Origin of the sequence: Bradyrhizobium sp. 139 (assembly GCF_023074175.1) — a bacterium.
Classification (GTDB): Bacteria; Pseudomonadota; Alphaproteobacteria; order Rhizobiales; family Xanthobacteraceae; genus Bradyrhizobium.
Genome location: NZ_JADPKS010000154.1, coordinates 38635 through 63521, shown reverse-complemented (window position 1 = coordinate 63521; position 24887 = coordinate 38635). Strand labels below are relative to the sequence as shown.

General features: G+C 63.0%; 21 protein-coding genes and 1 pseudogene. 12 read left to right on the top strand and 10 right to left on the bottom strand.

What is annotated here, in order from left to right; all coding sequences use genetic code 11:
• Positions 1-52: 52 nt before the first annotated feature.
• Both IVA80_RS33225 and IVA80_RS33220 read right to left on the bottom strand, forming a co-directional pair.
• A complete protein-coding gene (locus IVA80_RS33225; RefSeq protein WP_247439247.1) occupies positions 53-1054 on the bottom strand; it encodes a DctP family TRAP transporter solute-binding subunit in 1002 nt (333 codons plus the stop codon).
• 206 nt (positions 1055-1260) lie between these two features.
• Positions 1261-2031, bottom strand: a complete 771-nt coding sequence (locus IVA80_RS33220) for a methyltransferase domain-containing protein (RefSeq protein WP_247439246.1) — start codon at positions 2029-2031, stop codon at positions 1261-1263.
• A 145-nt stretch (positions 2032-2176) separates the two neighbouring features.
• Here IVA80_RS33220 and IVA80_RS33215 point away from each other — a divergent pair, with 145 nt between their 5' ends.
• Positions 2177-2920 carry an SDR family oxidoreductase gene (locus IVA80_RS33215; RefSeq protein WP_247439355.1) on the top strand — a complete coding sequence of 248 codons (744 nt, stop codon included), beginning with the start codon at positions 2177-2179 and terminating at the stop codon, positions 2918-2920.
• A gap of 140 nt (positions 2921-3060) precedes the next feature.
• On the opposite strand, the gene IVA80_RS33210 is transcribed toward IVA80_RS33215, so the two are convergent.
• The 5 genes and pseudogenes from IVA80_RS33210 to IVA80_RS33190 form a co-directional block, all read right to left on the bottom strand.
• Positions 3061-3678, bottom strand: coding sequence for a DsrE family protein (locus IVA80_RS33210; protein WP_247439245.1), 618 nt, complete (start codon positions 3676-3678; stop codon positions 3061-3063).
• Positions 3679-3702: 24 nt separating this feature from the next.
• Positions 3703-4332 (bottom strand): hypothetical protein, encoded by a 630-nt coding sequence (locus IVA80_RS33205; protein WP_247439244.1) that lies wholly within the window; start codon positions 4330-4332, stop codon positions 3703-3705.
• The gene (locus tag IVA80_RS33200) at positions 4329-5372 is read right to left on the bottom strand and encodes a TAXI family TRAP transporter solute-binding subunit (RefSeq protein WP_247439243.1); all 1044 of its coding nucleotides are present in this window, start codon (positions 5370-5372) and stop codon (positions 4329-4331) included. Before IVA80_RS33200 ends, IVA80_RS33205 begins: the two co-directional genes overlap by 4 nt.
• Before the next feature lie 60 nt (positions 5373-5432).
• The gene (locus tag IVA80_RS33195) at positions 5433-7073 is read right to left on the bottom strand and encodes a hypothetical protein (protein ID WP_247439241.1); all 1641 of its coding nucleotides are present in this window, start codon (positions 7071-7073) and stop codon (positions 5433-5435) included.
• Between the two features lie 1611 nt (positions 7074-8684).
• Positions 8685-9746 (bottom strand): annotated as a pseudogene (locus tag IVA80_RS33190) (isocitrate/isopropylmalate family dehydrogenase).
• 171 nt (positions 9747-9917) lie between these two features.
• Between IVA80_RS33190 and IVA80_RS33185 the strand changes: the two are divergent.
• The gene (locus tag IVA80_RS33185; protein ID WP_247439239.1) at positions 9918-11306 is read left to right on the top strand and encodes an MFS transporter; all 1389 of its coding nucleotides are present in this window, start codon (positions 9918-9920) and stop codon (positions 11304-11306) included.
• A gap of 5 nt (positions 11307-11311) precedes the next feature.
• On the opposite strand, the gene IVA80_RS33180 is transcribed toward IVA80_RS33185, so the two are convergent.
• Positions 11312-12931, bottom strand: coding sequence for a B12-binding domain-containing radical SAM protein (locus IVA80_RS33180; protein ID WP_247439237.1), 1620 nt, complete (start codon positions 12929-12931; stop codon positions 11312-11314).
• A gap of 261 nt (positions 12932-13192) precedes the next feature.
• Here IVA80_RS33180 and IVA80_RS33175 point away from each other — a divergent pair, with 261 nt between their 5' ends.
• The 10 genes from IVA80_RS33175 to IVA80_RS33130 all read left to right on the top strand — a co-directional run bounded on the left by IVA80_RS33175 (position 13193) and on the right by IVA80_RS33130 (position 22337).
• A complete protein-coding gene (locus tag IVA80_RS33175; protein ID WP_247439235.1) occupies positions 13193-13642 on the top strand; it encodes a (2Fe-2S)-binding protein in 450 nt (149 codons plus the stop codon).
• Positions 13643-13653: 11 nt separating this feature from the next.
• The gene (locus tag IVA80_RS33170; protein ID WP_247439233.1) at positions 13654-15840 is read left to right on the top strand and encodes a molybdopterin cofactor-binding domain-containing protein; all 2187 of its coding nucleotides are present in this window, start codon (positions 13654-13656) and stop codon (positions 15838-15840) included.
• Positions 15841-15885: 45 nt separating this feature from the next.
• A complete protein-coding gene (locus IVA80_RS33165) occupies positions 15886-17169 on the top strand; it encodes an NAD(P)/FAD-dependent oxidoreductase (protein ID WP_247439231.1) in 1284 nt (427 codons plus the stop codon).
• Positions 17162-17614: a sulfur oxidation c-type cytochrome SoxX gene (gene soxX, locus IVA80_RS33160; RefSeq protein ID WP_247439229.1), complete on the top strand. Its 453-nt coding sequence runs from the start codon at positions 17162-17164 to the stop codon at positions 17612-17614. The genes IVA80_RS33165 and soxX overlap by 8 nt, the downstream gene beginning before the upstream one ends.
• An 8-nt stretch (positions 17615-17622) precedes the next feature.
• Positions 17623-18090, top strand: a complete 468-nt coding sequence (locus IVA80_RS33155) for a SoxY-related AACIE arm protein (protein ID WP_247439227.1) — start codon at positions 17623-17625, stop codon at positions 18088-18090.
• Complete coding sequence (gene soxZ / locus IVA80_RS33150) at positions 18090-18407, top strand: thiosulfate oxidation carrier complex protein SoxZ (protein WP_247439225.1); 318 nt, start codon at positions 18090-18092, stop codon at positions 18405-18407. Before IVA80_RS33155 ends, soxZ begins: the two co-directional genes overlap by 1 nt.
• The gene (gene soxA, locus IVA80_RS33145; RefSeq protein WP_247439223.1) at positions 18404-19183 is read left to right on the top strand and encodes a sulfur oxidation c-type cytochrome SoxA; all 780 of its coding nucleotides are present in this window, start codon (positions 18404-18406) and stop codon (positions 19181-19183) included. The genes soxZ and soxA overlap by 4 nt, the downstream gene beginning before the upstream one ends.
• 75 nt (positions 19184-19258) lie before the next feature.
• Positions 19259-20581, top strand: a complete 1323-nt coding sequence (locus tag IVA80_RS33140) for a sugar ABC transporter substrate-binding protein (protein ID WP_247439222.1) — start codon at positions 19259-19261, stop codon at positions 20579-20581.
• Positions 20578-21516, top strand: coding sequence for a sugar ABC transporter permease (locus tag IVA80_RS33135; RefSeq protein WP_247439220.1), 939 nt, complete (start codon positions 20578-20580; stop codon positions 21514-21516). Before IVA80_RS33140 ends, IVA80_RS33135 begins: the two co-directional genes overlap by 4 nt.
• Positions 21513-22337, top strand: a complete 825-nt coding sequence (locus IVA80_RS33130; protein WP_247439218.1) for a carbohydrate ABC transporter permease — start codon at positions 21513-21515, stop codon at positions 22335-22337. Before IVA80_RS33135 ends, IVA80_RS33130 begins: the two co-directional genes overlap by 4 nt.
• On the opposite strand, the gene IVA80_RS33125 is transcribed toward IVA80_RS33130, so the two are convergent.
• Together IVA80_RS33125 and IVA80_RS33120 are read right to left on the bottom strand one after the other, a co-directional pair.
• Positions 22338-24008, bottom strand: a complete 1671-nt coding sequence (locus tag IVA80_RS33125) for a regulator (protein ID WP_247439216.1) — start codon at positions 24006-24008, stop codon at positions 22338-22340. It lies immediately after the preceding gene.
• A 9-nt stretch (positions 24009-24017) separates the two neighbouring features.
• Positions 24018-24719: an isochorismatase family cysteine hydrolase gene (locus IVA80_RS33120; protein ID WP_247439214.1), complete on the bottom strand. Its 702-nt coding sequence runs from the start codon at positions 24717-24719 to the stop codon at positions 24018-24020.
• Positions 24720-24887: the final 168 nt, after the last annotated feature.

Sequence of the window (24887 nt, the reverse complement as noted above, 5' to 3'; positions counted from 1 at the left end):
GCGATCACCCCCGACCGTTCATGGTTGTTCTTATAACGTAACAGCGCCGCCGTCAGTTCATCTTGACGTCGAGTTCCTTGGCGACGAGATCGAGCACTTCCTGCCCAACCCGCCCCTTCGCCCATTTGTAGGTCGGCTGCATCGCCTCCTGCCACGCCTTGCGATCGGCGTCCGTCAGATAATGCAGCGTGGTCTTGCCCGTCTTCTTGATCTCGGCCAGCGCATCCTCGTTCTCCTGGCGCGCGATCGAGTTGGTGTAGTCGGACGCCTCCGCCATTGCCTTTTCGAGTTGGGTGCGGATATCAGGCGGCAGGCCCGACCAGAATTTCGAGTTGACGATGACGGCGTATTGCAGATGCGCGTGATAGGACACGGTGATGTCCTTCTGCACCTCGTAGAACTTCTGCGTCAGGTAGTTGGACGCGGTGTTCTCGCAGCCGTCGACCACGCCCGTCTGCAAAGCCTGGTAGACTTCGGAGAACGCCATGATCTGAGGGATCGAGCCCAGGATACGGAGATATTGGTCGGCAACCTTCGATCCGGAGATGCGGAATTTGAGACCCTGGAAATCGGTCGGCTTCATCAAGGGACGGTTGGCGGAGAGCATGTGGAAGCCGTTGTCCCAATAAGCGAGCCCGGTGATGCCCTTGGTCTCGAGCTTCTGGAACAGCCACTTGCCGACCGTGCCCTTCATCGCGTTGGCATAGGTCTGGTCGTCCTTGAACAGCCAGGGCAGGTCGAGCGCCTCGAACTCCTTGATACCGAGCGGTGCGAATTTCGCGGTCGAGGGCGCGAGCATCTGCACCGAACCGAGCTGAAGCGCCTCGATCTCCTCCTTGTCCTTGTAGAGGGTGGAGTTCGGATAGATTTCGATCTTGACCTTGCCGTCGGTGTACTTCTCGGCGAGCTCCTTGAACTTCAAGGCGCCCTTGCCCTTCGGAGTGTCGTTGGCGACGACGTGGCTGAATTTGATGATAACAGGGCTCTGGGCCTGGGCGACGGCAGGGGCCACAAGAATGGCCACGGCGGCGACCGCAAGAAGCAGCTTGCGCATGAAGTAACCTCCCAACAACCTCTAAAACCGGGTCTTTTTGTTTTCCGGTTTGAGTAGTGGCAGCAATCCGCCACCTGAACAACTAGACCTAAGCCCAATTTGCCGCAGCCAAGCTACCTTCAAGCTATCTTGACGGCTGTTGAATGCGCAACCCGGCACCCGCGCCCGTCAGGGGATGCGAGCGCTTATGTCGCATTGCAGCGCAATCAGCTCTTGCGCTGGGCGACCATGAAGAGACGCCGGAACGGGAACAGGGTCTGTCCCGTGGCATTCTTCGGATAGGCCTTTGCCACGCGCTCACCATAGACGGCCTCGAACGCGGCCTTCTCGTCGCCCTCGAGCACGTCGAGATAGCGCGTCAGCCAGGTCCCCTTGGTCCATTCCTTGACGGGGTTCTCGCCTTCGAGCACTTGCAGATATTCGGTTTCCCAGATGTCGACATTGGCCGACATTGGAGCAAGAAGATTGTGATAGTAGGCCGGCCCTTCAACCGGCGGCGGCGTGACGAGATGCTCGACCTTGGACCGCCACGGACCGTTCAGCGCCGTCTCGCCAATCAGGACATGCGACGGCGCGAGAAAGTTGCGCGGCATCTGCACCGCCAGCATGCCGCCGGGCGCCACCTTCTCCATCACGGACGGAAACAGTGCCGCATGATTGGGCAGCCAGTGCAGTGCGGCATTGGAATAGACCAGATCATATTGCTTGGCCGGGCGCCAATGGCCGAGATCCTCATGCGACCATTCCACATCCGGCGCCGCCTTGCGGCCGGCGGCAACCATCTCGGCCGAGCCCTCGACACCGGTCACGGTCGCGTTCGGCCACCGCTCCTTGATCAGTTTTGTAACATTGCCGGCGCCTGCGCCGAGATCGGCGACCTCGCGCGGGGCGAATTCCGGAATCCGCATCAAGAGGTCGATGGCGGGCCGAAGCCGGTGGCCGGAGAATTTTAAGTATTGCTGCGGATCCCAGACCATCGCCGGCGCCTTTTCTTTTTCGTGTTTCCTTCACCGTTGCTCTTGGTTACCACTGCTCGTCCCGCTCAGGCAATTCGCAAGCCGGCGGGACAGGGCAGGAAACGAACAGCAACAAGCAAAAAAGCAAACAAGAGAGCGTGTGACCATGGACCTCGGGCTGAAATCGAAAACCGCTGTTGTCACGGGCGCGAGCATCGGCATCGGCCGCGCCATCGCCAAGGGCCTGGCTGCCGAAGGCGTCCGCGTCGTCGGCGTGGCGCGGCGGACCGACCTGCTTGCCGAAGTGGCGAAAGAGGTGGGCGGCGGGCTGATCACGCCGTTCGAGCAGGACGTGATGGCGAAGGACGCGGCGGAGAACATCGCGGCTTTTGCGCTGAAGGAGCTCGGTCATGTCGACATCCTCATCAACAATGCCGGCGGCAGCCGCCCGCTGCCGGTCGATGCGCCCGACAGCCAATGGGACGAGGCGATCGCGCTGAACTTCACCAGCTACCGCCGCATCGCGCATGCGCTGCTGCCGCAGATGATCGCGCGCAAATGGGGCCGCATCGTCAACATCACCGGCAAGTCCGAGCCGGAAGGCCTGAACGCCGCCTTCGCCGCCAAGGCCGCCGTGCACGCTTGGGCCAAGGGGCTATCACGCGAAATCGGCGAGCACGGCATCACCATCAACTGCATCCCGCCCGGCCGCATCATGAGCGAGCAGATCCGCCGCAACTATCCGCCGGATTATCGCGAGCGCTTTGCCGAGGAAGAGATCCCGGTCGGCTATTGGGGCGAGCCGGAGGACCTTGCGGCGCTCGCGGTGTTCTTGGCCTCGCCGGTAGCGCGCTACATCACGGGCACCGTGATCCCGGTGGATGGCGGGTTGCGACGGTATCAGTTTTAGGGGTGGACTCCTGAATCCCATCGGCCCGCAAAAACCATGCCATGTCCGGTTTGCCGGACGACGATGAGATCCAGTTTTTGCTCGATGGAGGCGACATGCTTCAATAGCGGCTCATCCCGCGGCCGCATTGCCGGCGGACCTCACGGTTTGACATAGCTCCAGCCCTGTTCCTGCAGCTCCATGACGCGGACGACACCAGATTTCACAACCGTCGCCTGTGGAATCAGATTGATGTCTTTGTTCTCCGCCTTACGCATATTTTCCTGGGTGTTGCCGCAGGCTTTGAAGGAAATTTCGGGATGGCTCATCGCGAGCACCTCGATGCGCGGCTTTACCGGCGACGTGTCATCGCGCAGCATGTGAAGGCCAGGGCCAAAGGTGACAACCTCGATCGACACTGCTTCACCGAGATCGCGGTAGTATTGCGCGACATTGGCCGCATTGTTGAGGACGAGGTTCATTGTCGCAGGTTCGTTGGAGTTAACCTGCAGTATCAGCTGATGCGACTTCCTGTCGATCTCTGGCTTGGTCGCCTGAGCCAGCGACGTCTTGCTCGCAGGTGCCTGCTTGCTCGTGTGATTGTGCTCCGGCTTGCTCGCCTGCTTCTGTCTACTCGGGTGCCTCTGATTGCTCGCTTGGCTCTTCTCACTCGCCTGCGGGCTCAGCTGATTGTCCGGTTCCGCCTGCGCGTTTGATCCGACCAGAAGCAGCATCGCCAAGCCGCTGAGGACTGCTATCGCCGACTTGAGTTTGATCATCTGGTGTCTCCTCTCGCATGGCTGTCACTTTCCTGGTCTGGCGACGGTATGTGGCCATTTGCACGCAGCCGCCGTTTTTTCGCGCACATTCTTGAATCCGCTGAGCAGGAAATGTCCCTCCTGCACCGCGTCAGCGCGGGTCGAAAGACGCACAACGATGTGACCGTCGTCGGGTAGCGACTTCAGCAACTGCACGACGTCACCCCCGAACGCTACGCCGGAGCCGAACGAGGGCGAGACTGCCGTAAGTTGCATTGGCGGATCTTCATTGAGTCGAAAGGAGATGGCGTATTCATTGGCCCTGCGCGACACCGCCGGTCCTGCGACAACGACTTCCGTGCGGCCTTTGCGGCAGCGAATTGCGAGTTGCATCGCGGCGCCATCCGAGCCTCTAACAGAAGAGGTGGTGGCGGTGACGATCGGTGAATAGTCGACTGGCGAGGTCGTCTCGCTGACCAGCCAGCTATCGTCCGACGCCCGCCGACCGGGCGGTGGAGTCTTACGTGATAAGTCCTGCAGACATGCCTGCCGGGCTGGTCCCTCCATTGCCGAACAAGCCCGGAGTGTTTCCATGGGATCGCTCGTGCTTTGCGCGTATGCGATTCCGCAGGCAACGTTGAAGGCAACGGCGAGCGGAGGAGCGGCAGTTTTCATGGCCGCGCCTGTGCACTGCGCGCGTTGCGATCCAGCCATTCCTGCGCGGCCCGGAAGCGGGTCAGCCCAGGGACGGTTGCCGCGAGATTGATCGACTGCCATTTCGGATCAAAGCCCGGTGCCTGCAGGCGGTCGATTCGCGTGAACAGGTACTCGACAAGGCGCGCCACACGTCGATAGCGATTCGAATGTGGCAGCCAGTTGAACGCAACGAGCGTTGTCGGCACCGCGATGGTCGAGACCCGCTCACCCTGCTTGATCAGATTGGGATACTCATTTGCGTCCAGGGTCGCGGGCAGATAATAGTCCTCGAACCTCCTGTCGTAATGGACCGGGAGAAGCTTGAAACCCGCCTCCCAGCGGCCGCGCACGAAGGCGTCGACGGGTTTTGATGTGATGAACACGACGGCCGACATCTCGCCCTTGCGCATCTGTTCCAGGGCAACCTGATGCGGAATGAACGTCTTGTCGACGTCGATGCCAAGACGGCTGAAGATCAATGGTCCTGAATAGGCGGCTGCGGTGCCCTGGGTATTGAAGTTTACTTTCTTGCCGGCAAGGTCCTGCAGGCTTGTGATCTCCGGTCGCACAAAAACGTGCAGCTCAGACGGGAAGAGATTGAGCAGGTAAGTAATGCGACTGCGGATCTGCGGAACCTGGATCTTGTACTCCTCGAGCGCGTCGGAATTGATGATGGCGGTGTCGACACCACGCAAATAGATCAACGCATTCAGATTATCGGTGGCGCCGCGCGTGACGATCGGCAGGAGCTGCAGATCCGCTCCGTCATCGACGACGCGGGCCATTTCTGCGGCGAGGCGGATCGGTGCGCCTTCGAGCAGGCCACCGGCGAGCCCGACGGTCCAGGCGTTCATCCGGTCTTTTTCGTTCTCTTGCGGGAGCGGCCGTCGGACGAGCTGTGCATCGGCCTTGGCGTTTTTCACCGTTTGGGCTTCCACGCAGGCCGTCTGAAGCATCAGCGCGACCGGCACCAACCCGGCGAGCAGGAGCAACGCGAGTGACCTTGGCGCCTTGTTCATGTCGTTTCCTTCCGGATCAGTCATCACAACCTTTTTAGTCCTGCAGCAACAAGTCCATTGTCAGCGATGCAGCGCATCGAGCCGTTCCTTGGCTCCGCGAATACCGCCCCTCTGTGCCTTCGCGTAGAGCTCTCGCGCCTTGGCCGCTTCACCGCGCGTTCCATAGGTACCCCAGGCGGACAAAACCGCGGGATCATAGGTCTCCGCGAGCATGAAACTTGCCTGCGCAATGTCCTTCTCAGCCGCAAGCTCAAGTACAATCCGCGCTGCGCCAATATTTCCCTGATCGAGCAACGCCCTGGCGCGCGGGATCAATCGGGCCTCCACCTCGTTTTGGTCTGCGATTATCGGCAGCCCGGCTGCAGTCAATTCCACGTTCTGCGGCGCCGGCAAGATCGGGCCTCCATTTGCTTGCTCCACCGGCGGGCGCGCGTCGGTGGGGCTCAATACCGTTGCACCCTCGCCTTCCCTGGCTTCGGTCCCGCTCCGCTCCTGTTGCAGCGAATGCCGCAGTTCGGCGATCTCTCGGTTCGCTGCCTGTCTCTGCTGCGAGGCCGCAGCGTCCACCTCGCGCAATTGCGCGTTTCGGGTTTCGATGTCACGGCGCGTTTCGGCAAGCTCCCTCGCCAGCGCGGCGGCGTGCGCCTCGGCCTCTTCGAGAGCGCGCCGTTGTTGTTCGGCATTGGCCGTTACCGCCTGCGCTGTTTTGCCCTCGGCGATGAGAACGGCGTTCTTCTGCCGCTCGTCTTGCAAAGACTGCCGCAACTCCGCGTTCTCCCGGTCCGCCGCCTCGCTTTCCTCCGCGGCCGCAGCTGCCGCCGTGAGCGATCCGCGAGGTATTCCGGCAAGTTCGCTGGCGAGTGCGGCGGCGCGTGACTGCGCCTCGTGACGTTGTTGCTCGGCGTTCGCCGCTGCTGCCTGCGCGGCGTTCGCCTGCTTCACCAGGAGGACGCTCCTTTGCCGCTCCTGCTGCAGCGACTGCTGCAGTTCTGCGATCTCCCCCGCCGCTGCGTCTCTCTGCTGCGAGGCCACATCGTCCGCGTTGCGGGATTGTGCGTTACGCGCGTCGATCTCGCGGCGGGCTCCGGCAAGTTCGTTCGCGAGCTCGGCCCTGCGGGCTTGCTCCTCTTGAAGGGATTTCCGCAGCTCCTCCACGACGTTTTCCGCCGTGTGCGTGCGCTGGACCGCTTCATCAAGCTCTCTGTGCGCCGCGGCCAGCTCACTGGCGAGTGCGTCGCTGCGCGGAGAATTTTCGTCGAGCTGCTGCCGCACCATGCTTGCCGGCACAGCCAGCATCAGGGGTCCGGTCGCTTCGCGCTGAAGGAGTGCTTGCGATCCGCTCGCGATGTCCGGCCGCTGATCGAGGCTGAAGACGCTCTCGCCGCCGATTCGCGTCACGTCATGAATCGTTCGCGCTTTGAATGGGTCGAACACACCGAGCATCGCCGCCCCAACGAAGATGACGGGGATCAAGATGACAGCTGCTGCGAACGGACTGCCTGATGGTTCGTCCTCTGGATCGACATCCTCAGTTGCAGGATACCCAGGATACCAATGGGTCGGCGCATTGTTGATTGGGGAGCCGTCCTTCCAAACCCATTTGCCCGCCTCGGGCGACCAGTGAGCGATCTCAACAACGCCGGTCGCATCTTCCAACCAGATGTCTTCGTTCCTCGGTGCAGTATCAATTGGTCGGCGCATGTATCACGCCTCTTTCGATAACAATTATAATGGAGCGATTGCTCGGCCTGGTCGCTTGGTTTCAGTACTCATTCAGAACACGCTTAGATCGAAATGCTGCCGCGGTTTAAATGAAATAAATAAATTAAATAAAATTATATAATTTAGGCCAAATACGAAGTCAAATTAATCCTTTAGCACGGCCCCGCCGGCGCCGGTGCTGCGCAAGCCCATTCGCGCCGCGCTTTCCTCCAGTACCCGTAAATTTCCCAAGTGTTGGCTGTTCGGGCTCACTGGTGCCGCCGAGCGTCGCACCATGAAAACACCAAAGCCAAAGCAGCGGGCCGAGCAGGAAGTCCGGCGATTGGTCAGGCTCGCCCGGCAGGGAGTTGGCGCATCGAAGATAGCCGCCGAATTGGGCCGCTACGCCGGATCAGTGAGGCGAATGGCGCGAACAATGGGAATAACGCTGAAGAAGTAGCCGTCGTGGTGCGCGTAAGGCGCTGCCCCCGATGAATGAGACGGGCGGGGCGGTACCTTACAGCCCGAAGCCTCGGCTAATCTCCCGCATGAGCCTCAGCGCGCCGTCAGTGTTGCGGCCATGGAAGAGCGCTTGATCAAGTTGAGAAAAGATGCCCATTCCAAATAGCGCGATAGCAATGCCTCTAAGCATGGTTGTGAACCGGGTTTGAACGATGCTGCGAAAGTTCAAAACGGCCCCGGCCGTAGGATGGGGTGAACAGCCGGGGCCGGCATTCCCATTCCAATGTGTGCCGCATCGGCGGTAATCGGCACGCTCCCAGCTAGCCACATGAAAGCTAACGAACTGTTTCGTAGGTCTCGATCGAATGGCACGCGCGAGTTCGATGTTGCGGAGACGAGGCTGCGGCGTCTGCCCAGAAGCCCCGGCTTCATGATCTCAGCATCCCGGCAAACAGGTTGTTCGGCTAGATGCGGAGCCTAAAGCGATCGGAGCGAAGTGCCTTGTTGCGCAAGACGCGCGCTTCGCAGCGCAATATTGGACCCGAGCGTCGCCCGTGATTGTACGGCCCCCGAAGCAGATCCTTGCCGTTGCGCGTCGTCAGTCTTGGCGTCTACTCTCCGTTGATTCCTAAGCCGATCAAATTTTGCGGCAATAGTCATGAGCATCAAAGCCATGATGGCGACCATTCTTCAAGACCAGATGACGTCACGCGGCGTCGATTCACTGACGCCATTTGATTATCAAGAGATCGCAGACCTTTGATCGAGCAGCTAAGAGAGTTGGAGCTTAGCTTGGCTGCGCGAGAAATAGCCGACAAACAGGAACCTCAGTAGATCGCTCGCCTGCGCCAGCAACAATGCCCGTGCGCTGCTTGTGACAGCCGCTACTCCGCCAGTCCAGCCTTGATGAACGCTTCCAGAAACTCTGCTCTCAGTTCCGGCGACCGCACCCACGGCGCGACGAAGCACACACGCAGGGCCTTTTCCGCGAACGGCGCCAAGGATAGCATCGTGCCGGTGTTTTGCCCGACGTGTCAACGTGATCGGGACGGGGAATGTCGTCGCGGTGCGATCCGAAAAACCCTTATTGATCAAGCCCCTCTCTACTGTGCATGGGGTTGTTTTCGGCTTTTTTTGTTTTGGAGCAGCTCACTCCGCCTGCAAGATCTCCGCGATCGCGGCGCCCGCCGCGATCGTGCCGAGCTTGCCGCCGACATCGCGCGTCGCCCTGCCCTCGCCGACCGCCTTCGCCACTGCCGCCTCGATCGCACGCGCCGCTTCCTCGTAGCGGACAGCGCCGCTCCTCTCGCCATGTCACGCCAGCAGCAGAGCCGTCGATAGGATCAGCGACACCGGATTGCCGACGTCCTGGCCTGCGATGTCAGGCGCCGAGCCGTGCGCCGCCTGCGCCATGGCGTAGCGGTCGCCGACATTGAGGGAGCCGCCGAGGCCGAGGCTGCCGGACAGTTCCGCCGTGAGGTCGGACAGGATGTCGCCGAACATGTTGGTGGCGACGATGACGTCGAAACGGTCGGGGTCACGCACCACATGCGCCATCATGGCGTCGACGAGGATGTCATCGACTTCGAGGCCGGGATAGGCCCTCGCCGCCTCGCGGCAGATCTCCAAAAACATGCCGTCGCCGATCTTGAGCACATTGGCCTTGTGCACGATGGTGAGATGTTTTCGGCGCTTGATCGCCAGCCGGCAGGCGGCGTGCGCGATGCGCTCGCAGCACGCCCGTGTGATCCGGCGCAGTGAGATCACGACGTCTGACGTGACCAGCATCTCGCCGCTGCCCAGCTCCATGTTGCGGTCGGCGTAAAATCCTTCCGTGTTTTCGCGCACCACGACGAGGTCGAAATCGCCACACCGGCCGGGCCGGCCGGCATAAGTGCGCGCGGGCCTGACATTGGCGTAGAGGTCGAGGCTTTTGCGGAAGTGCCGCGACGGATTGATCTCGCCATGCGCCTCGTCCTTGAAGTCGAAGGTCGCGGTCGGACCCAGGATCAGGCCGTCGGCGGCGCGGACCATGTCGAGCAGCTCGGGGCGCACCGTCGTGCCGAACTGTTTCAGGCTCGCATGCCCAACCGCGTGCTCCTCCAGGCGCAGATCGAGCTGGAAGCGCTCGGAGGCCGCGCGCAGCACGCCCGATGTCGCGGTCGTGATCTCCGGCCCGATGCCGTCACCGGGCAGAACGACGATATGCATGATGATCCCCTGCATTGCCGACGTGACATGATCATACGCCAGGGCATGGCATGATCGCCTCACCTTCACGCATACACAGCATGCACGCATGTGCCTGTGGAAGACGCGCCAAGCGTAGTACATGCCGGAAAGACCATCGAACCCATGCGGCCGGAGAAACGCGCTAACGCAATGACCATCACGTTACCTGCCGCCGCGCGCGAGCCTGACCACCCCATCGCCGATGCCCTGCCGGCTACGCAGCGGCGCTGGGCGATAGCCGCGATCTTCACCGCGCTGGCAATGGCCTCGCTCGACACCGCAATCGCCAACATCGCGCTGCCCGCCATTGCCGCCGATCTGCATGTCAGCCCGGAGCAATCGGTCTGGGTGGTCAACGTCTACCAGATCGCGCTGGTGGCGACGCTGCTGCCGCTCGGGGCGCTCGGCGAGATCGTCGGGCACCAGCGCATCTATCTCGGCGGCCTCATCCTGTTCACCATCGCCTCGCTGCTTTGCGCGGTGGCGTGGTCGCTGGAGAGCCTGCTGGTCGCACGGACGCTGCAAGGCTTGGGTGCCAGCGGCATCATGAGCGTCAACACGGCGCTGGTGCGCTTCGTCTATCCCGGCCGGATGCTCGGCCGCGGCTTCGGCCACAACGCGCTGGTGGTCGCGACCGCCTTCACCTTCGGTCCATCGATTGCCTCTGCCATCCTGGCATTCGGCCCGTGGCCGTGGCTGTTCGCGGTCAACATCCCGTTCGGCCTCGTCGCGATCGGCATCGGCTTTGCGATGTTGCCGAAGACGCCGCGGGCCGATCACGGCTTTGACTTTCTCGGCGCGATCCTGGCGTCGGCCTGCCTCGGCCTGTTCATCACGGGCATCGGCAGCGCCGCACATAATCTGTCGCCGGTGGTCGTGGGCGTCGAACTGGTCACCGCCCTCGTGCTCGGCTTCATCCTGACGCGCCGCCATGCCGACCATCCCGCGCCGATGCTGCCGATCGACCTGTTCAGCCGGCCGATGTTCGCACTGTCGGCGGCGACCGCGGTCTGCTCCTTCGCGGTGCAGGGCCTCGCCTTCGTCTCGCTGCCGTTCTATTTCGAGGACGTGCTGGGCCGTTCGCAGGTCGAGACCGGGTTCTTCATGACGCCATGGCCGCTGGTGGTCGGCATCATGGCGCCGATTGCGGGGCGCCTCTCCGATCGCCATGCCGTCGGTCTGCTCGGCGGCATCGGGCTCGTGCTGCTCGGCCTCGGCATGGCGCTGTTGGCCTTGCTTCCGAGCAACCCCAGCATTCCCGACATCATCTGGCGGATGGTGATCTGCGGCATGGGGTTCGGCTTCTTCCAGGCGCCGAACATGAAGGCGGTGATGTCAAGCGCACCGCCACACCGTAGCGGCAGCGCCTCCGGCATCGTCGCCACCGCGCGTCTGATTGGGCAGACGACGGGGGCCGCACTCGCTGCGCTCTGCTTCGCGCTGGCCGGTCACGATGGCGCAACCGTCGCTCTGGCACTCGGCGCAGGCTTCGCCGCGCTCGGCAGCGTGATGAGTTTCCTGCGGCTTGCGGTGAAGTAAGACCCTCAAGCCAGATGTCGGGCCGCCGTCGCCTCGATCGTTGCCGCCGGGACGACCGCCTCGTCATCGAGCGCGGCAAGGCGCCCGTCGATGGCCTCGATCACCTTGCGCGAGAACGGCCCGAGATGCGCATAGGCCGCGATCATCTGCACGGCGATCCGCGCCGATGACGTGTCGCGCTTGGCGCAGTTCATGAAGGTTTGCCAAAGCGGTCCGCGCGCCTCGGGAATGGCCGTGACCACGCGGTGCACGGTCTCCATCGCGCCGACCCTGGCGCGGATGTCGCCTTCGGCGAGTTCGTGACGCTGCTTGGAACGGTCGAGCAGCGTCATCAACCGGTCGACACGGTTCGCATAGGCCGCCGGGCTGTAGATGCGCTCCAGCACCGTTTTGTAGTCCATCAGGATGTCGCGCAGCGGGCGGACCGGATCGAAATTGATGCCGCTCGTGCACTGATCGGCGCCGATGGTCGGCGCCAGGTCGTGGCCCGGATGCAGCCGGCCTTCGCGCTCCAGGCGGCGCGTGAGCTGCGTGTTCGGCAAGGCATAGAGCAGGCCGACCATGCTGACGGGAATCGCCGCCTCCTCGATGAAGTCGATCATGGCCTCGGCCATCGAAACCTTCTCATTGTCGAAGCCCACGATGAAGCCTGCAGTGACCAGCATGCCGGCGGCGTAGATCTTGTGGATGCTCTCGGCGATGTTGCGCCGCGTGTTCTGCTTCTTTCGCATCGCGACCAGCGTTGCGGGGTCCGGGCTTTCGATGCCGACGAAGATGCCGAAGAAATTGGCGGCGCCCATCAGATCGAGCAGCTCGGGATCATCGGCCAGATTGACCGAGGCTTCGGTCGACAATTCGAAGGGATAGCCGTGGGCGCGCTGCCATTCGGCAAGCTGGGGCAGGAACAGCCGCAGCGACTTCTTGTTGCCGATGAAATTGTCGTCGACGAAGTCAAGGTGGCCGCGGTAGCCCATTGCGTAGAGCCGATCGAGCTCCGCCAGCATCTGCACGTTGGTCTTGGTTCGCGGCACGCGCCCGTAGAGCTCGATGATGTCGCAGAACTCGCAGGTGAACGGGCAACCGCGCGAATACTGCACGCCGAGATAGAGATAGTCCTCGAATTTGAGCAGGTCGAAACGCGGCACCGGCGTCGTGGTGACGTCGGCCTGGAATTTCGGCGCGGTGAAGACGCCGGAGCGGGCGCCGCCGTCCCAGGCCGCGATGAATTCGGCTATGACGCTTTCGGCCTCGCCGAGCACCCTGAAGTCGGCACGTTCGTAGATGTGCGGGCTGGACGTGGCATCCGGACCGCCGACCACCACCGGCTTGCCTGCCGCACGGCACAGCTCGATCAGGCGCAGCGTGTCCGCCTGCTGCGGCATCATTCCGCCGGTGAAGACCACGTCGGCCCAGGCGAGATCCTCGTCCGCGAGGGGGCCCGTATTGCAGTCGATCAGGCGCACCGTCCAGCTCTCGGGTAGCATCGCGGCAACCGTGATCAGGCCAAGGGGAGCAGCGGGGCGCTTCACACCCATCAGTTTGCAGGATTCGCCAAAACTCCAGAAGGACTCCGCCGAGAAGAGCGGATAGAGCATCAACACGTTGCAAGGCTGCGGTACGGTCATGGAACCTCTTTTGACTCGATCCTAGTGTAGCAGAGCGTTTCCGTCTTGCATCCCAGCAAAAGAGACAAACTGTCGCTCACTGTTCCCGGAATGTCTGCGCGGGGAAGCCGGCAGGCGTCGCCCCAAGCCGTGCCGCGGGCGTCCAGGGAGGGGAATCTTCGACAGCTACCCCGCGGACTGTTGATTTGAACAGTTCCAGTTTGCCGGACACATTGCGCCCCTGAGTCCAATCGGTGGATTGGGCCAATCAGGGGACTTGCGATGGCAAATCTAACAATCAACGGAAAAACCTTCACGCTCGAGGTCGAGCCGGATACCCCGCTGCTGTGGGCGATCCGCGAGAATGCCGGCCTGACCGGGACCAAATATGGCTGCGGCATCGCACAATGCGGCGCCTGCACCGTTCACATGGATGGTGTCGCCATCCGCGCCTGCGGAGTTTCGGTCAGCGAAGCCGAGGGCAAGAAGATCACCACGATCGAGGGACTGGCGTCCGGCAACTCACTGCACAAGGTGCAGGAAGCCTGGATCGCCCAGGACGTTCCGCAATGCGGCTATTGTCAGAGCGGCATGATCATGGCCGTGGCGGCGCTGCTGAACGAGAAACCGAAGCCGACCGACGCCGACATCGACGAGGCCATCACCAATATCTGCCGCTGCGGCACCTTCCAGCAGGTGCGCGAAGCGATCCACACGATCGCCAGCGCCTAAGGAGCCGCCCCATGAACAAGCACGTCTCGCCCAAGATGAACCGCCGCGCCTTCGTCATCGGCACCGCCGCACTCGGCGCCGGCCTCGCCATCGGCCTCGACATCCCCTTCGGCGGCCCCGCCGTAGTCCGCGCAGCCGACGGCTCGCCCGAGGTCAACGCCTGGGTCGTCGTCAGGCCCGACGACACCGTGGTGATCCGCATCGCCCGCTCCGAAATGGGCCAGGGCTCGCTCACCGGCCTCGCCCAGCTCGTCGCCGAGGAGCTCGAATGCGACTGGTCGAAGGTCACGACCGAATATCCGACCCCCGGCCAGAGCGTCGCCCGCAAACGCGCCTGGGGCGATTTCTCGACCGGCGGCAGCCGCGGCATCCGCTCCTCGCAAGACTATGTCCGCAAGGGCGGGGCCACTGCGCGCCTGATGCTGATCCAGGCCGCGGCCGACGAATGGAAGGTGCCGGCGTCCGAATGCACGGCCGCCAACAGCGTCATCACCCATACCCCGTCCGGCAAGACTACGACCTACGGCAAGGTCGCGGAGGCCGCGGCCAAGCTGACGCCGCCGGCCGACGTCAAGCTGAAGGACCCAAAGGACTGGAAGTTGATCGGCAAAGGCTTGCTGCGGCTCGACACCGCCGACAAGACCACGGGCACCACCGTCTACGGCATCGACGTCAAGCAGCCCGGCATGCTGAACGCCGCCATCAAGGACTGCCCGGTGTTCGGCGGCAAGCTGAAGAGCTTTGACGAAGCCAAGGTCGTCGGCATGAAAGGCGTCAAGAAGGTCGTCAAGGTCGGCGATACCGCGGTCGCGGTCGTCGCCGACACCTGGTGGCATGCCAAGACCGCGATCGAAGCGCTGCCGATCGTCTGGGACGAGGGAGACAACGCCAAGGTCTCCAGCGAGTCGATTGCGAAATGGCTGGCCGAGGGCCTCGACAACGCGCAGCCCGCCTATGTCGGCAACAAGAACGGCGACGCCAAGGCGGCGATTGCCGGCGCCGCCAAGAAAATCGAGGCCATCTACAGCTATCCCTACCAGAACCACGCCACCATGGAGCCGATGAACGCCACCGCGCTCCACACCGCCGACAGATGCGAGGCCTGGTGCGGCACGCAGAATGGCGAGGCAGCGTTCGCCGCAGTGCTGGAGGCTTCGGGCCTGCCGGCGGAGAAGTGCGACGTGCACAAGGTGATGCCCGGCGGCGGCTTCGGCCGGCGCGGTCAGACCGACTATGTCCGTCAGGCGGTCATGATCGCCAAGCAGATGCCGGGCACGCCGATCAAACTGTTGTGGTCGCGCGAAGAGGACATGGCGCATGGCAGGTATCACCCGATCACCCAGTGCAAGATGACCGGCGCGTTCGATGCCGACAACAATCTGGTCGCGCTGCACTACCGCCTGTCCGGGCAGTCGATCCTGTTCTCGCTGCGCCCCGAAGCGCTGCAGAACGGCATGGATCCGGCCGCATTCCAGGGCGTCGCCCAATCCGGCGAGGCCGCGTTCGGCTATTCGGTGCCGAACCTCCTGATCGAGCATGCGATGCGCAACCCGCACGTTCCGCCCGGCTTCTGGCGCGGCGTCAACGTCAATCACAACGCGATCTACATGGAATGCTTCATGGACGAGTTGGCCCAGGCCGCAGGCCAGGACCCGCTCGAATTCCGCCGCAAGCTGATGGGCAATCACCCCAAGCATCTGGCGGTGCTCAATGCCGTGGCCGAGAAGATCGGCTGGAGCACACCGGCGCCGCAAGGCGTCTATCGCGGCATCGCGCAGGTCATGGGCTATGGCAGCTATGTCGCCGGCGCCGCCGAAATATCGGTGACCGACGGCAGCAAGATCAAGGTGCATCGCATCGTCGCCTCCACCGATCCCGGCTACGTCGTCAATCCGGCGCAGGTGGAGCGGCAGATCGCGGGCTCCTTCGTCTACGGCCTTTCCGCGCTGTTCTACGGCGGCTGCACCGTCAAGGACGGCCGCATCGAGCAAACCAACTTCGACACCTACAACTCGATGCGCATCAACGAGATGCCGAAGGTGGAGGCGGTGATGGTGCCGAGCGGAGGATTCTGGGGCGGTGTCGGCGAGCCGACCATCGGCGTCGCAGCGCCGGCGGTGCTCAACGCCTATTTCGCGGCGACGGGCAAACGCATCCGTTCGGTGCCGCTGCGCGACCAGAACATCACCTTCGCCTGAGAAACGCCGCGGCGGCTACAACGCCGCCGCAGCATTTTTGCCTGGATGATCCTGATGACCACGCGCCCGGTGACACGGCGGAATGCCGTGCTCGGCATCACCGCGGCCGCCGCAACGCTGGCGCGGCCATCGGTTCTGCGCGCGCAATCGGCCGGCCGGGTTGTCGTGGTCGGCGGTGGATTTGGCGGCGCGGCCTGCGCCCGCGCGCTCAAGCACGCCGATGCAAAATTGCAGGTCACGCTGATAGAGCCGAACAAGCTCTTCACCTCCTGCCCCTTCAGCAATGAGGTGATCGCGGGCCTGCGCGACATCGAAGCGCAACAGTTCGGTTATGACAAGCTCGCTGCCGAGGACATCACTGTCCTTATTCAAGCTGCAACCAGGATCGATCCGCAAGAACGCAACATCGCGACATCAGACGGCGCCAAGCTGATCTATGACCGCCTCGTCCTCTCCCCCGGCATCGACTTCCATTTCGAGGCGCTGCCCGGCTACGACGACACGGCATCGGAAAAAATGCCGCACGCCTGGAAGGCCGGCGCTCAGACGCTGCTGCTGCGCAGGCAACTGGAAGCGATGGCAGACGGCGGCACGGTCGCAATTGCAATCCCGGCCAATCCTTCGCGCTGCCCGCCGGCACCTTACGAACGCGCCAGCCTGATCGCGCATTACCTGAAAACGGAGAAGCCGCGCTCGAAAGTGCTGATCCTCGATGCCAAGGACAATTTCTCCCAGCAACGGTTGTTCGAGAAGGCCTGGAAGGAGCTTTACGGCGACATGATCGAGCGCGTCGCGCTGTCGCAAGGCGGCCGTGTGACCTCCGTTGATGCTTCGGCGAAGACCATCGTCACCGAGTTCGGCAATTACACCCCCGATGTCGCCAACATCATCCCACCGCAGCGCGCCGGGCGCATCGCCGAGATCGCGGGCGCGGCGGATGCGACCGGCTGGTGCCCGATCGATCCCGTCACCTTCGAGTCAAAGCTCGCCCCGAACATCCATGTCATCGGCGACGCCTGCCTCGGCGGCGGCATTCCCAAATCGGCAGCGGCCGCGAGCGCACAAGGCAAGGCTTGCGCCGCCGCCATTGTCAACCTGCTCGCGGGCCGCGCGCCGCAGGCACCGCGGCTGACCGGCGTCTGCTACAACACCGTCGCGCCCGGTTACGGCTTTTCGCTCGCCGGCAATTACCAGCCTAAGGGCGATATCTTCGCCGAGGTCGAGGGCGGCGCGACGAGCCCGCTCGATGCGCTGCCCGAACTGCGCGCCCGCGAGGCCGCCAAGGCCGAGCGCTGGTTTCAAACCATCACGGCGGACACCTTTGGCTAGATCATCCGTCCATACCGCAGCGCTGATCGTCGTCAGTCTCGCCCTCACCTATGGTGCAAGCGCAGAACAACTCGCGCCCTACAACATCGTCGGCGACGGCATTGTAGAATCGCTCACCGGCGCGCCCGGCGATGCCGCGCGCGGCCGCGCGCTGGTGCTCGCGCGCACCACGACCTGCATCCTCTGCCATTCCGGCCCATTTCCGGAGACCCGGTTCCAGGGCGACCTCGCGCCTGACCTCACAGCCGCCGGGAACCGCTGGACGGCGAGCCAGTTGCGGCTTCGGCTGGTCGATGCCTCGCGCTTCAACCCGGAGACCATCATGCCGTCCTATTATCGCACCGATGGCCTCGTGCGGGTCGGGCGCAACTTCGCCGGCAAGCCGATATTGTCGGCCACAGAGATCGAGGACATCGTGGCTTTTCTTGCAACGCTTCGGGGCTAAGACTGTTCATGCCAACCACGCGACGACAATTCTTGAGCCTTGCCGGAAGCGTGACGGTCGCCGGGTCGATCTCGATCATCACGCTGCGGCCGCTCGCGGCGACGCCGGCGATGCTCAACTCGGCGATCCGCAGCGTCGTGGGTGAAGCACAGCTTCGCACGGGCAGGGTCAAGCTCGACATCCCGCCGCTGGTCGAGAACGGCAACACGGTGCCGATGACGGTGAGCGTCGCAAGTCCGATGACGGCGGACGACTACGTCAAGAGCATCCATGTCTTCAACGAGAAGAACCCGCAGCCGAACATCGGCAATTTCCATCTTGGTCCCTCCTCGGGCCGCGCCCAGGTCTCGACGAGGATCCGTCTCGCCGACACTCAGAAGGTGGTCGCGATCGCCCGGCTCTCCGACGACACCTTCTGGCAAGTCGCAGTGGACATCGTCGTGACGCTGGCCGCCTGCACCGAGGAGATGAACTGATGGCCGCACTCATCAACGTTCCGGCAAAAGCCAAACGCGGCGACATCATCGAGATCCGCGCGCTGACCTCGCACATCATGGAGACCGGATTCCGCCATACCGTGGATGGCGCTCTGGTACCGCGCGACATCATCACCAGCTTTACCTGCCGCTACAACGCCACCGAGATCTTTCGCGCCGACCTGTTTCCGGCGATTGCGGCCAACCCGTACCTGTCCTTCTTCACAATCGCGAAGGAGAGCGGCAAGCTCGAATTCGAATGGATCGGCGACAACGGCTATTCGTCCAGCGCATCCGCATCGATCACGGTCGAATGATCTTTTGGCGCGCGATAGCGGCAGCAACACTGCTTGCCGCGGCCCCTGCCCTGCTCGCCGGCGAGATCGCGCCGGAGGCACGCCGCTCCGGCTATTCGTTCATGGGACCCGACACGCGTGCGATGCAGGATGACGACACGTCCAATCCGGGCATGCTTTTCGTGCTCGACGGCGAGGCGCTCTGGACAAAGAAGACCGGCAGTGCCGACAAAGCCTGCGCTGACTGCCATGGCGATGCACGCAGCAGCATGAAAGGCGTCGCGGCACGCTATCCCGCCTTTGACAAGGCGCTAGCGCGCCCCGTCACCCTCGATCAGCGCATCAATCTCTGCCGCGCCAATCATCAGCAGGCGTCGGCGCTGCCTTACGAGAGCCGCGACCTCCTGGCGCTGTCCGCCTTCATCGCCCACCAGTCCCGCGGCGTCGCGATCACGGCCGGCGATGAGCCGGAGCTGAAACCTTTCGTGGCGCAGGGCCGCGACCTCTTCATGCAACGCGAGGGCCAGCTCAACCTTGCCTGCACCAATTGCCACGACGACAACTTCAACAAGCGACTTGCCGGCGCGCCGATCACGCAGGGACAGCCAACCGGCTATCCGCTTTATCGCCTGGAATGGCAGACGCTGGGATCGCTGGAGCGGCGACTACGCGGTTGCATGACCGGCGTCCGCGCCCAGGCATACGATTACGGTTCGCCCGAGTTGGTCGCCCTCGAGCTCTATTTGATGTCGAGAGCGCGCGGCTTGCCGGTGGAAACGCCAGCGGTGCGCCCCTGATCGTAGAATAGGACTAGGCAGGCGTGGAACGGCCGCTAGTATCCGCCCAAATTGAGTCACAGGGAGGGACCTAAAGTGGTCAACCACAAAATCTCGCGTCGTACGCTCTTGACGGGCACTGCCGCAGCTAGCGCGCTCAGCCTGACCGGATTGCCGGCGCACGCCGAGGTGAACTGGAAGAAATACGCCGGGACCAAGCTCGAGGTGATCCTCGCCAAAGGGCCCCGCGGCGACAACCTGCAAAAATACGTCAAGGAGTTCACCGAGCTCACCGGCATCCAGGTCGAATCCGAGCAGATTCCCGAGCAGCAGCAACGCCAGAAGGTGGTGATCGAGCTGACCTCGGGACGGCCGAGCTTCGACGTCGTCCATCTCAGCTACCACGTGCAGAAACGGCAGTTCGAGAAGGCCGGCTGGCTCGCCGACATGACGCACTTCATGAAGGATCCGGCGCTGACCGCGCCCGATCTCGTCGAGAGCGACTTTTCGGCCGCGGGCCTGCAATACGCCAAGAACGACAAGGGCCAGATGCTGTCGCTGCCGTGGTCGGTCGATTATTTCATCCTCTATTACAACAAGGAGCTGTTCGAGAAGAAGGGCGTCGCCGTTCCCAAGACCCTCGACGAGATGGCTGCGGCCGCCGAGAAGCTCACCGATCCCAAGGAAGGGACCTACGGCTTTGTCGGGCGCGGCTTGCGCAACGCCAACATGGCGATGTGGAGCAACTTCTTCCTCGATTATGGCGGGGAATTCCTCGACACCAAGGGCAACATCCTGACCGACGGTCCGGAAGCCATTGCCGCGACCAAGCTGTATCAGACGCTCCTGACGAAATCGGCACCGCCCGGCGTCGCCGGCTTCAACTGGATGGAGTCGATGGCCTCGTTCACGCAAGGCAGATCCGCGATGTGGATCGACGGCGTCGGCTGGGCGCCACCGCTGGAAGATCCGGCCGCCTCGCGCGTTGTCGGCAAGGTCGGCTACACCGTGGTACCCGCCGGCCCCAAGGGACAATATTCCTCGACCTATGGCGACGGCATCGGCATTGCTGCTGCGAGCAAGAACAAGGAAGCCGCCTATCTGCTCTGCCAATGGGTGGTCTCGAAAACCCAGGGTGCGCGGCTGCTGCAGGCCGGCGGCGGCGTGCCGTTCCGCAACTCGATCCTTGGCGATCCCGAGGTCCAGAAGGGCGTAAAGACCAAGGAGTGGCTGCAATCGGTGATCGATTCCGGCAAGATCAGCAAGCTGGGCCTGCCGGTCGTGATTCCGGTCGCCGAATTCCGCGACATCGTCGGCGCCGCGATCACTGCGACCTTGTCCGGGGCGGATCCTGCGGCCGAGCTGAAGAAGGCCAACGATCAGTACCGGCCGATCCTGGAGCGTAGCGAGAAGGCGTGAGTGCGTTGACACAATCGACTCCGGGCGCGGCACAGTCTGATGCCGCGCCGGAGAAAGAGTTGCGGCCGCCGTCCTACTGGCCGTTCGTAGTGCCGGCGCTGGTCGTCGTGCTCGCGATCATCATCTTCCCGTGGGTCTTCACGATCTGGATGAGCCTGAACGAGTGGAAGGTAGGCTCGTCGACCACCTTCGTTGGATTCTCCAATTATCTGCGGCTGACGGGCGATCCCCGCTTCATTGAGGCCATCGGACATACACTGGCCTACACCGCACTGTCCGTGCTGCTGCCGCTCGTGCTCGGCACGTTTGCGGCCGTGGTGTTTCACCAGAAATTCCCCGGCCGCGGCTTCCTGCGCGGCATCTTCATCATGCCGATGATGGCGACGCCGGTGGCGATCGCGCTGGTCTGGACCATGATGTTCCACCCGCAACTCGGCGTGCTGAATTATCTGCTGTCGCTGGTCGGGATCCCTGCGCAGCTCTGGGTGTTTCATCCAGCAACCGTCATTCCTTCGCTGGTGCTGGTCGAGACCTGGCAATGGACGCCGCTGGTCATGCTGATCGTGCTCGGCGGCCTCGCTGCCATCCCCACCGAGCCTTATGAAAGTGCACAGATCGATGGCGCCAGCATCTGGCAGGTGTTCCGCTTCATCACCCTGCCGTTGATCATGCCGTTCCTGTTCATCGCCGGCATGATCCGCATGATCGACGCCGTCAAAAGCTTCGACATCATCTTCGCGATCACGCAGGGCGGGCCGGGCTCGGCTTCGGAGACGATCAACATCTATCTCTACAGCGTCGCCTTCTCCTATTACGACCTCGGCTACGGCTCGGCGATCGCCGTCGTGTTCTTCCTGCTGATCGTTCTGCTTGCGGCGGTGATGCTCTACGCACGCCAGCGCATGCTGTGGACCGAGATCGCGAGCGGCACATGACTCCAAGGCAAATCATCGGCAAGATCGGCCTGTGGTTCTCGGTATTCGTCATCGTGTCGCCGGCAATCCTGTTCTTCCTCTGGATGGCGTCGCTGTCGCTCAAGTTCGAGATCGACAATGCCGCCTATCCGCCGGTGTTCATTCCCGAGCATATCGCCTGGAAGAACTATGCCGACGTGCTCGCCTCCAACCGTTTCCTGACCTATTTCATCAACAGCCTGATCGTAACAGGCAGCGCGACGTTGCTTGCGCTGCTCGTCGGCGTTCCCGCCGGTTACGGCATCGCGCGGATGGCCGCGCACAAATCCGCGATCGTCATCCTGATCGCCCGCATCACGCCGGGATTGTCCTATCTGATCCCGCTGTTTCTCATGTTCCAGTGGCTGGGACTGCTCGGCACATTGGTGCCGCAGATCATCATCCATCTGGTGGTGACGGTGCCGATCGTGATCTGGATCATGATCGGCTATTTCGAGACGACGCCGATGGAGCTGGAAGAAGCCGCGCTCATCGACGGCGCCACACGCTGGCAGGTCTTCCGCCATGTCGCGCTGCCGATCGCCAAACCCGGCATCGCCGTCGCCTTCATCCTGGCCGTGATCTTCTCCTGGAACAATTTTGTGTTCGGCATCGTGCTGGCCGGACGCGAGACACGCACCCTGCCGGTCGCCGTCTATAACATGATCTCGTTCGACCAATTGAGCTGGGGGCCGCTCGCGGCCGCCGCGCTGATTGTCACCCTCCCGGTGCTGCTGCTGACGGTGTTCGCCCAGCGACAGATCGTCGCCGGGCTCACCGCAGGGGCCGTCAAGGGCGGGTAGCTACTCCGCCGGTGCGGCGTGCATCTCCGGATGCGAGGCGTAGGGCTCGCTCGCGCCGAGCCTGCTGGCCGCGAACAGACCGGCGGCCATCACGGCATAGGCGAACGCCACCGCCGGCGTCACGCCAAAGCCGCCGCCGATGCCGACGGCTTCGCCATGCATGAAGCCGAAGTAGGTCAGGACCGCACCGACCAGCGCGAACGCCGATGCCCTCTCGAAGTCGCGCTCGATGATGAAGACGCCGATCGCACCCAGGATCAGGCCGCCGAGGATGGAGCCGCCGCCCATCACTTCGAGTCCGTGATAGAATACGCCCTGCTGAGGCAACGCGGCGATCGCGGCAGCCTTGACCGCGTCGGCCTTGTCGGCGGCGAGCCCGCCGACGGTGGTCGCTGCCATCATGGTCGAGCCCAACATCGTGTCGATCTGGAGCTTGGCCCACGCCGCGAGATGTGGCGTCAGCGCCAGCACGATCGCGGGCGCGTGTTTGACCGGCGTGGTCTGGAACGCCTGTGCGCCGATCAGCATGCCGATATAGAGCAGGATCGGCGAGATCGCGACGACGGGCACCAGCGCCAGCAGCACCGAGATGACGCCGAACCAGGCCAGCACCACCACCATGATGCCGGTCGCAGCCGAATAGCCGATGCGGCCGCCCATCGCCTTCCAGCCGGGATGACCAATATAGACGGCGTTGATGAAGGGATTGCCCATCAGGCAGCCGATCAGGCTGACGATGCCGTCGGCGGTCAGCACCCGCGTGGTCGGATATTCGTCGCCGGCCGCTTCCGCGCTCTCGACATTGTCCATGGCCTCAACGAGGTCGTAGATGCCGAACGGAATGGCGGTAACCAGGATGATTCCGAGGAACTCAAAGCCGGAGAACACGTAGCCTACAGCCGGGATCGGCACCGAGAAGCCGAAATTGGAAAAGGCTGCGCTAACGCCGGCGATGCTCAGTCCACCGAGACCGAGCCCGAACAGGTTCGAGCCCCAGGCGATGATCATGCCGACCGCGATGGCGACGAGCCCCGCGGGAATGCCGCGCGGATATTTGACCCCGCCGAACCAGCTCACCAGGATGATGGCGAAACAAACCAATCCGATCTGCGGCGTCATGTACATTTCGAGCGCGGGGCGCATCGAGATGAAGGTAACGGAAACACCGGCGAGCGTGCCGAGCAGCGCGGCGCGCGGCGTGATTTTTCGGATGAACGGCGCGATGAAGCCGCCGATCATGAGAATGAAGCTCTGGAAGAACACCCAGACCAGGCCCGCTGACCACCCCTTGAGCGGGTCGCCGGTCTTGATCGTGATCGGCAGCATGATGACGAAGGTGACGATGAACATGTGCGGCACGCTGACGCCCGAGGGCAGCGCGCAGACGTCGGTGCGGCCGGTCTTCTGCGCGAGGCGATAGGCGAGATAGGCGTAGTAGAAGGTCGACAGGCACATCATCAGCCCCAGTGCGGGCAGGATGCGGCCGAACACGAGACTATCAGGCATCTTCAGCACGAAGCGAAGCAGGCCCGTGAGCACCAGCATGTTGACGAGGATATTGGTGCCGAAGCCGAAGAACGCGTTCCAGTCACCCGGTGTCCATAGTGCCGGCTTGAACTCGGACTTGTTCAGATCAGATTTGCCGGCCGTCCCCGTCATACTTGTGCTCATGTGATGCCCCTAAACTGATGTGGAAATCTTCATCGCCTCCAGTACCGCGGCCGAGCTCGTGACCCAGCCGAAGATGCCGCCCTGGGCCTTGATCATCTTCAGGCCCATCTCGTGAAACTCGGGGAAGTAGGATGCGCAGCCGTCCGAGATGACGACGCAGCGATAGCCGCGGTCATTGGCCTCGCGCACGGTGGTGTTGACGCACACTTCCGTGGTGACGCCGCACACCAGGAGATTCTCGATGCCGTATTTCTCAAGTACGTCGGCGAGCTCGGTGGCGTAGAACGCACCCTTGCCGGGCTTATCGATCACGACCTCGCTGTCGAGCGGATAAAGCTCGGGAATGATGTCGTGCCCGGCTTCGCCGCGAATGAGGATGCGCCCCATCGGACCGGGATCGCCGATGCGCAAGGACGGCGCGCCGCGCTCGACTTTTGCGGGCGGCGCATCGGAAAGATCGGGCAGATGCCCCTCGCGGGTGTGGACGACCAGCATGCCGGTGTCGCGCGCTGCCTTAAGCAAGGCACCGATCGGCTTCACCGCGCGCGCCAGCTGGCTGACATCGTTGCCGAGCGTCTCGCCGAAGCCGCCGGGCTCCATGAAATCGCGCTGCATGTCGATGATGAGAAGCGCGGTGCTCGCCCATTCGAGCTTGATCGGCTCAGGCTCGGCGCTGATCACGCCCAGTGTCGGCTTGGTTGAGTTCAACATGACGCAGGCCCCGCGAGAACCCTCTTTGCCGGGAGTTCTGCAAACGCCGTGCCATTGTGTACAATTGCGATGGAGCGACGGCTCCGGAGAAATTCGCTGCGCTCTCAGGAAGTTAGAAAGCGAACTGACGTGTGCTTATTCTCTGTGCGACGGCTTTGCGGCGCGCAG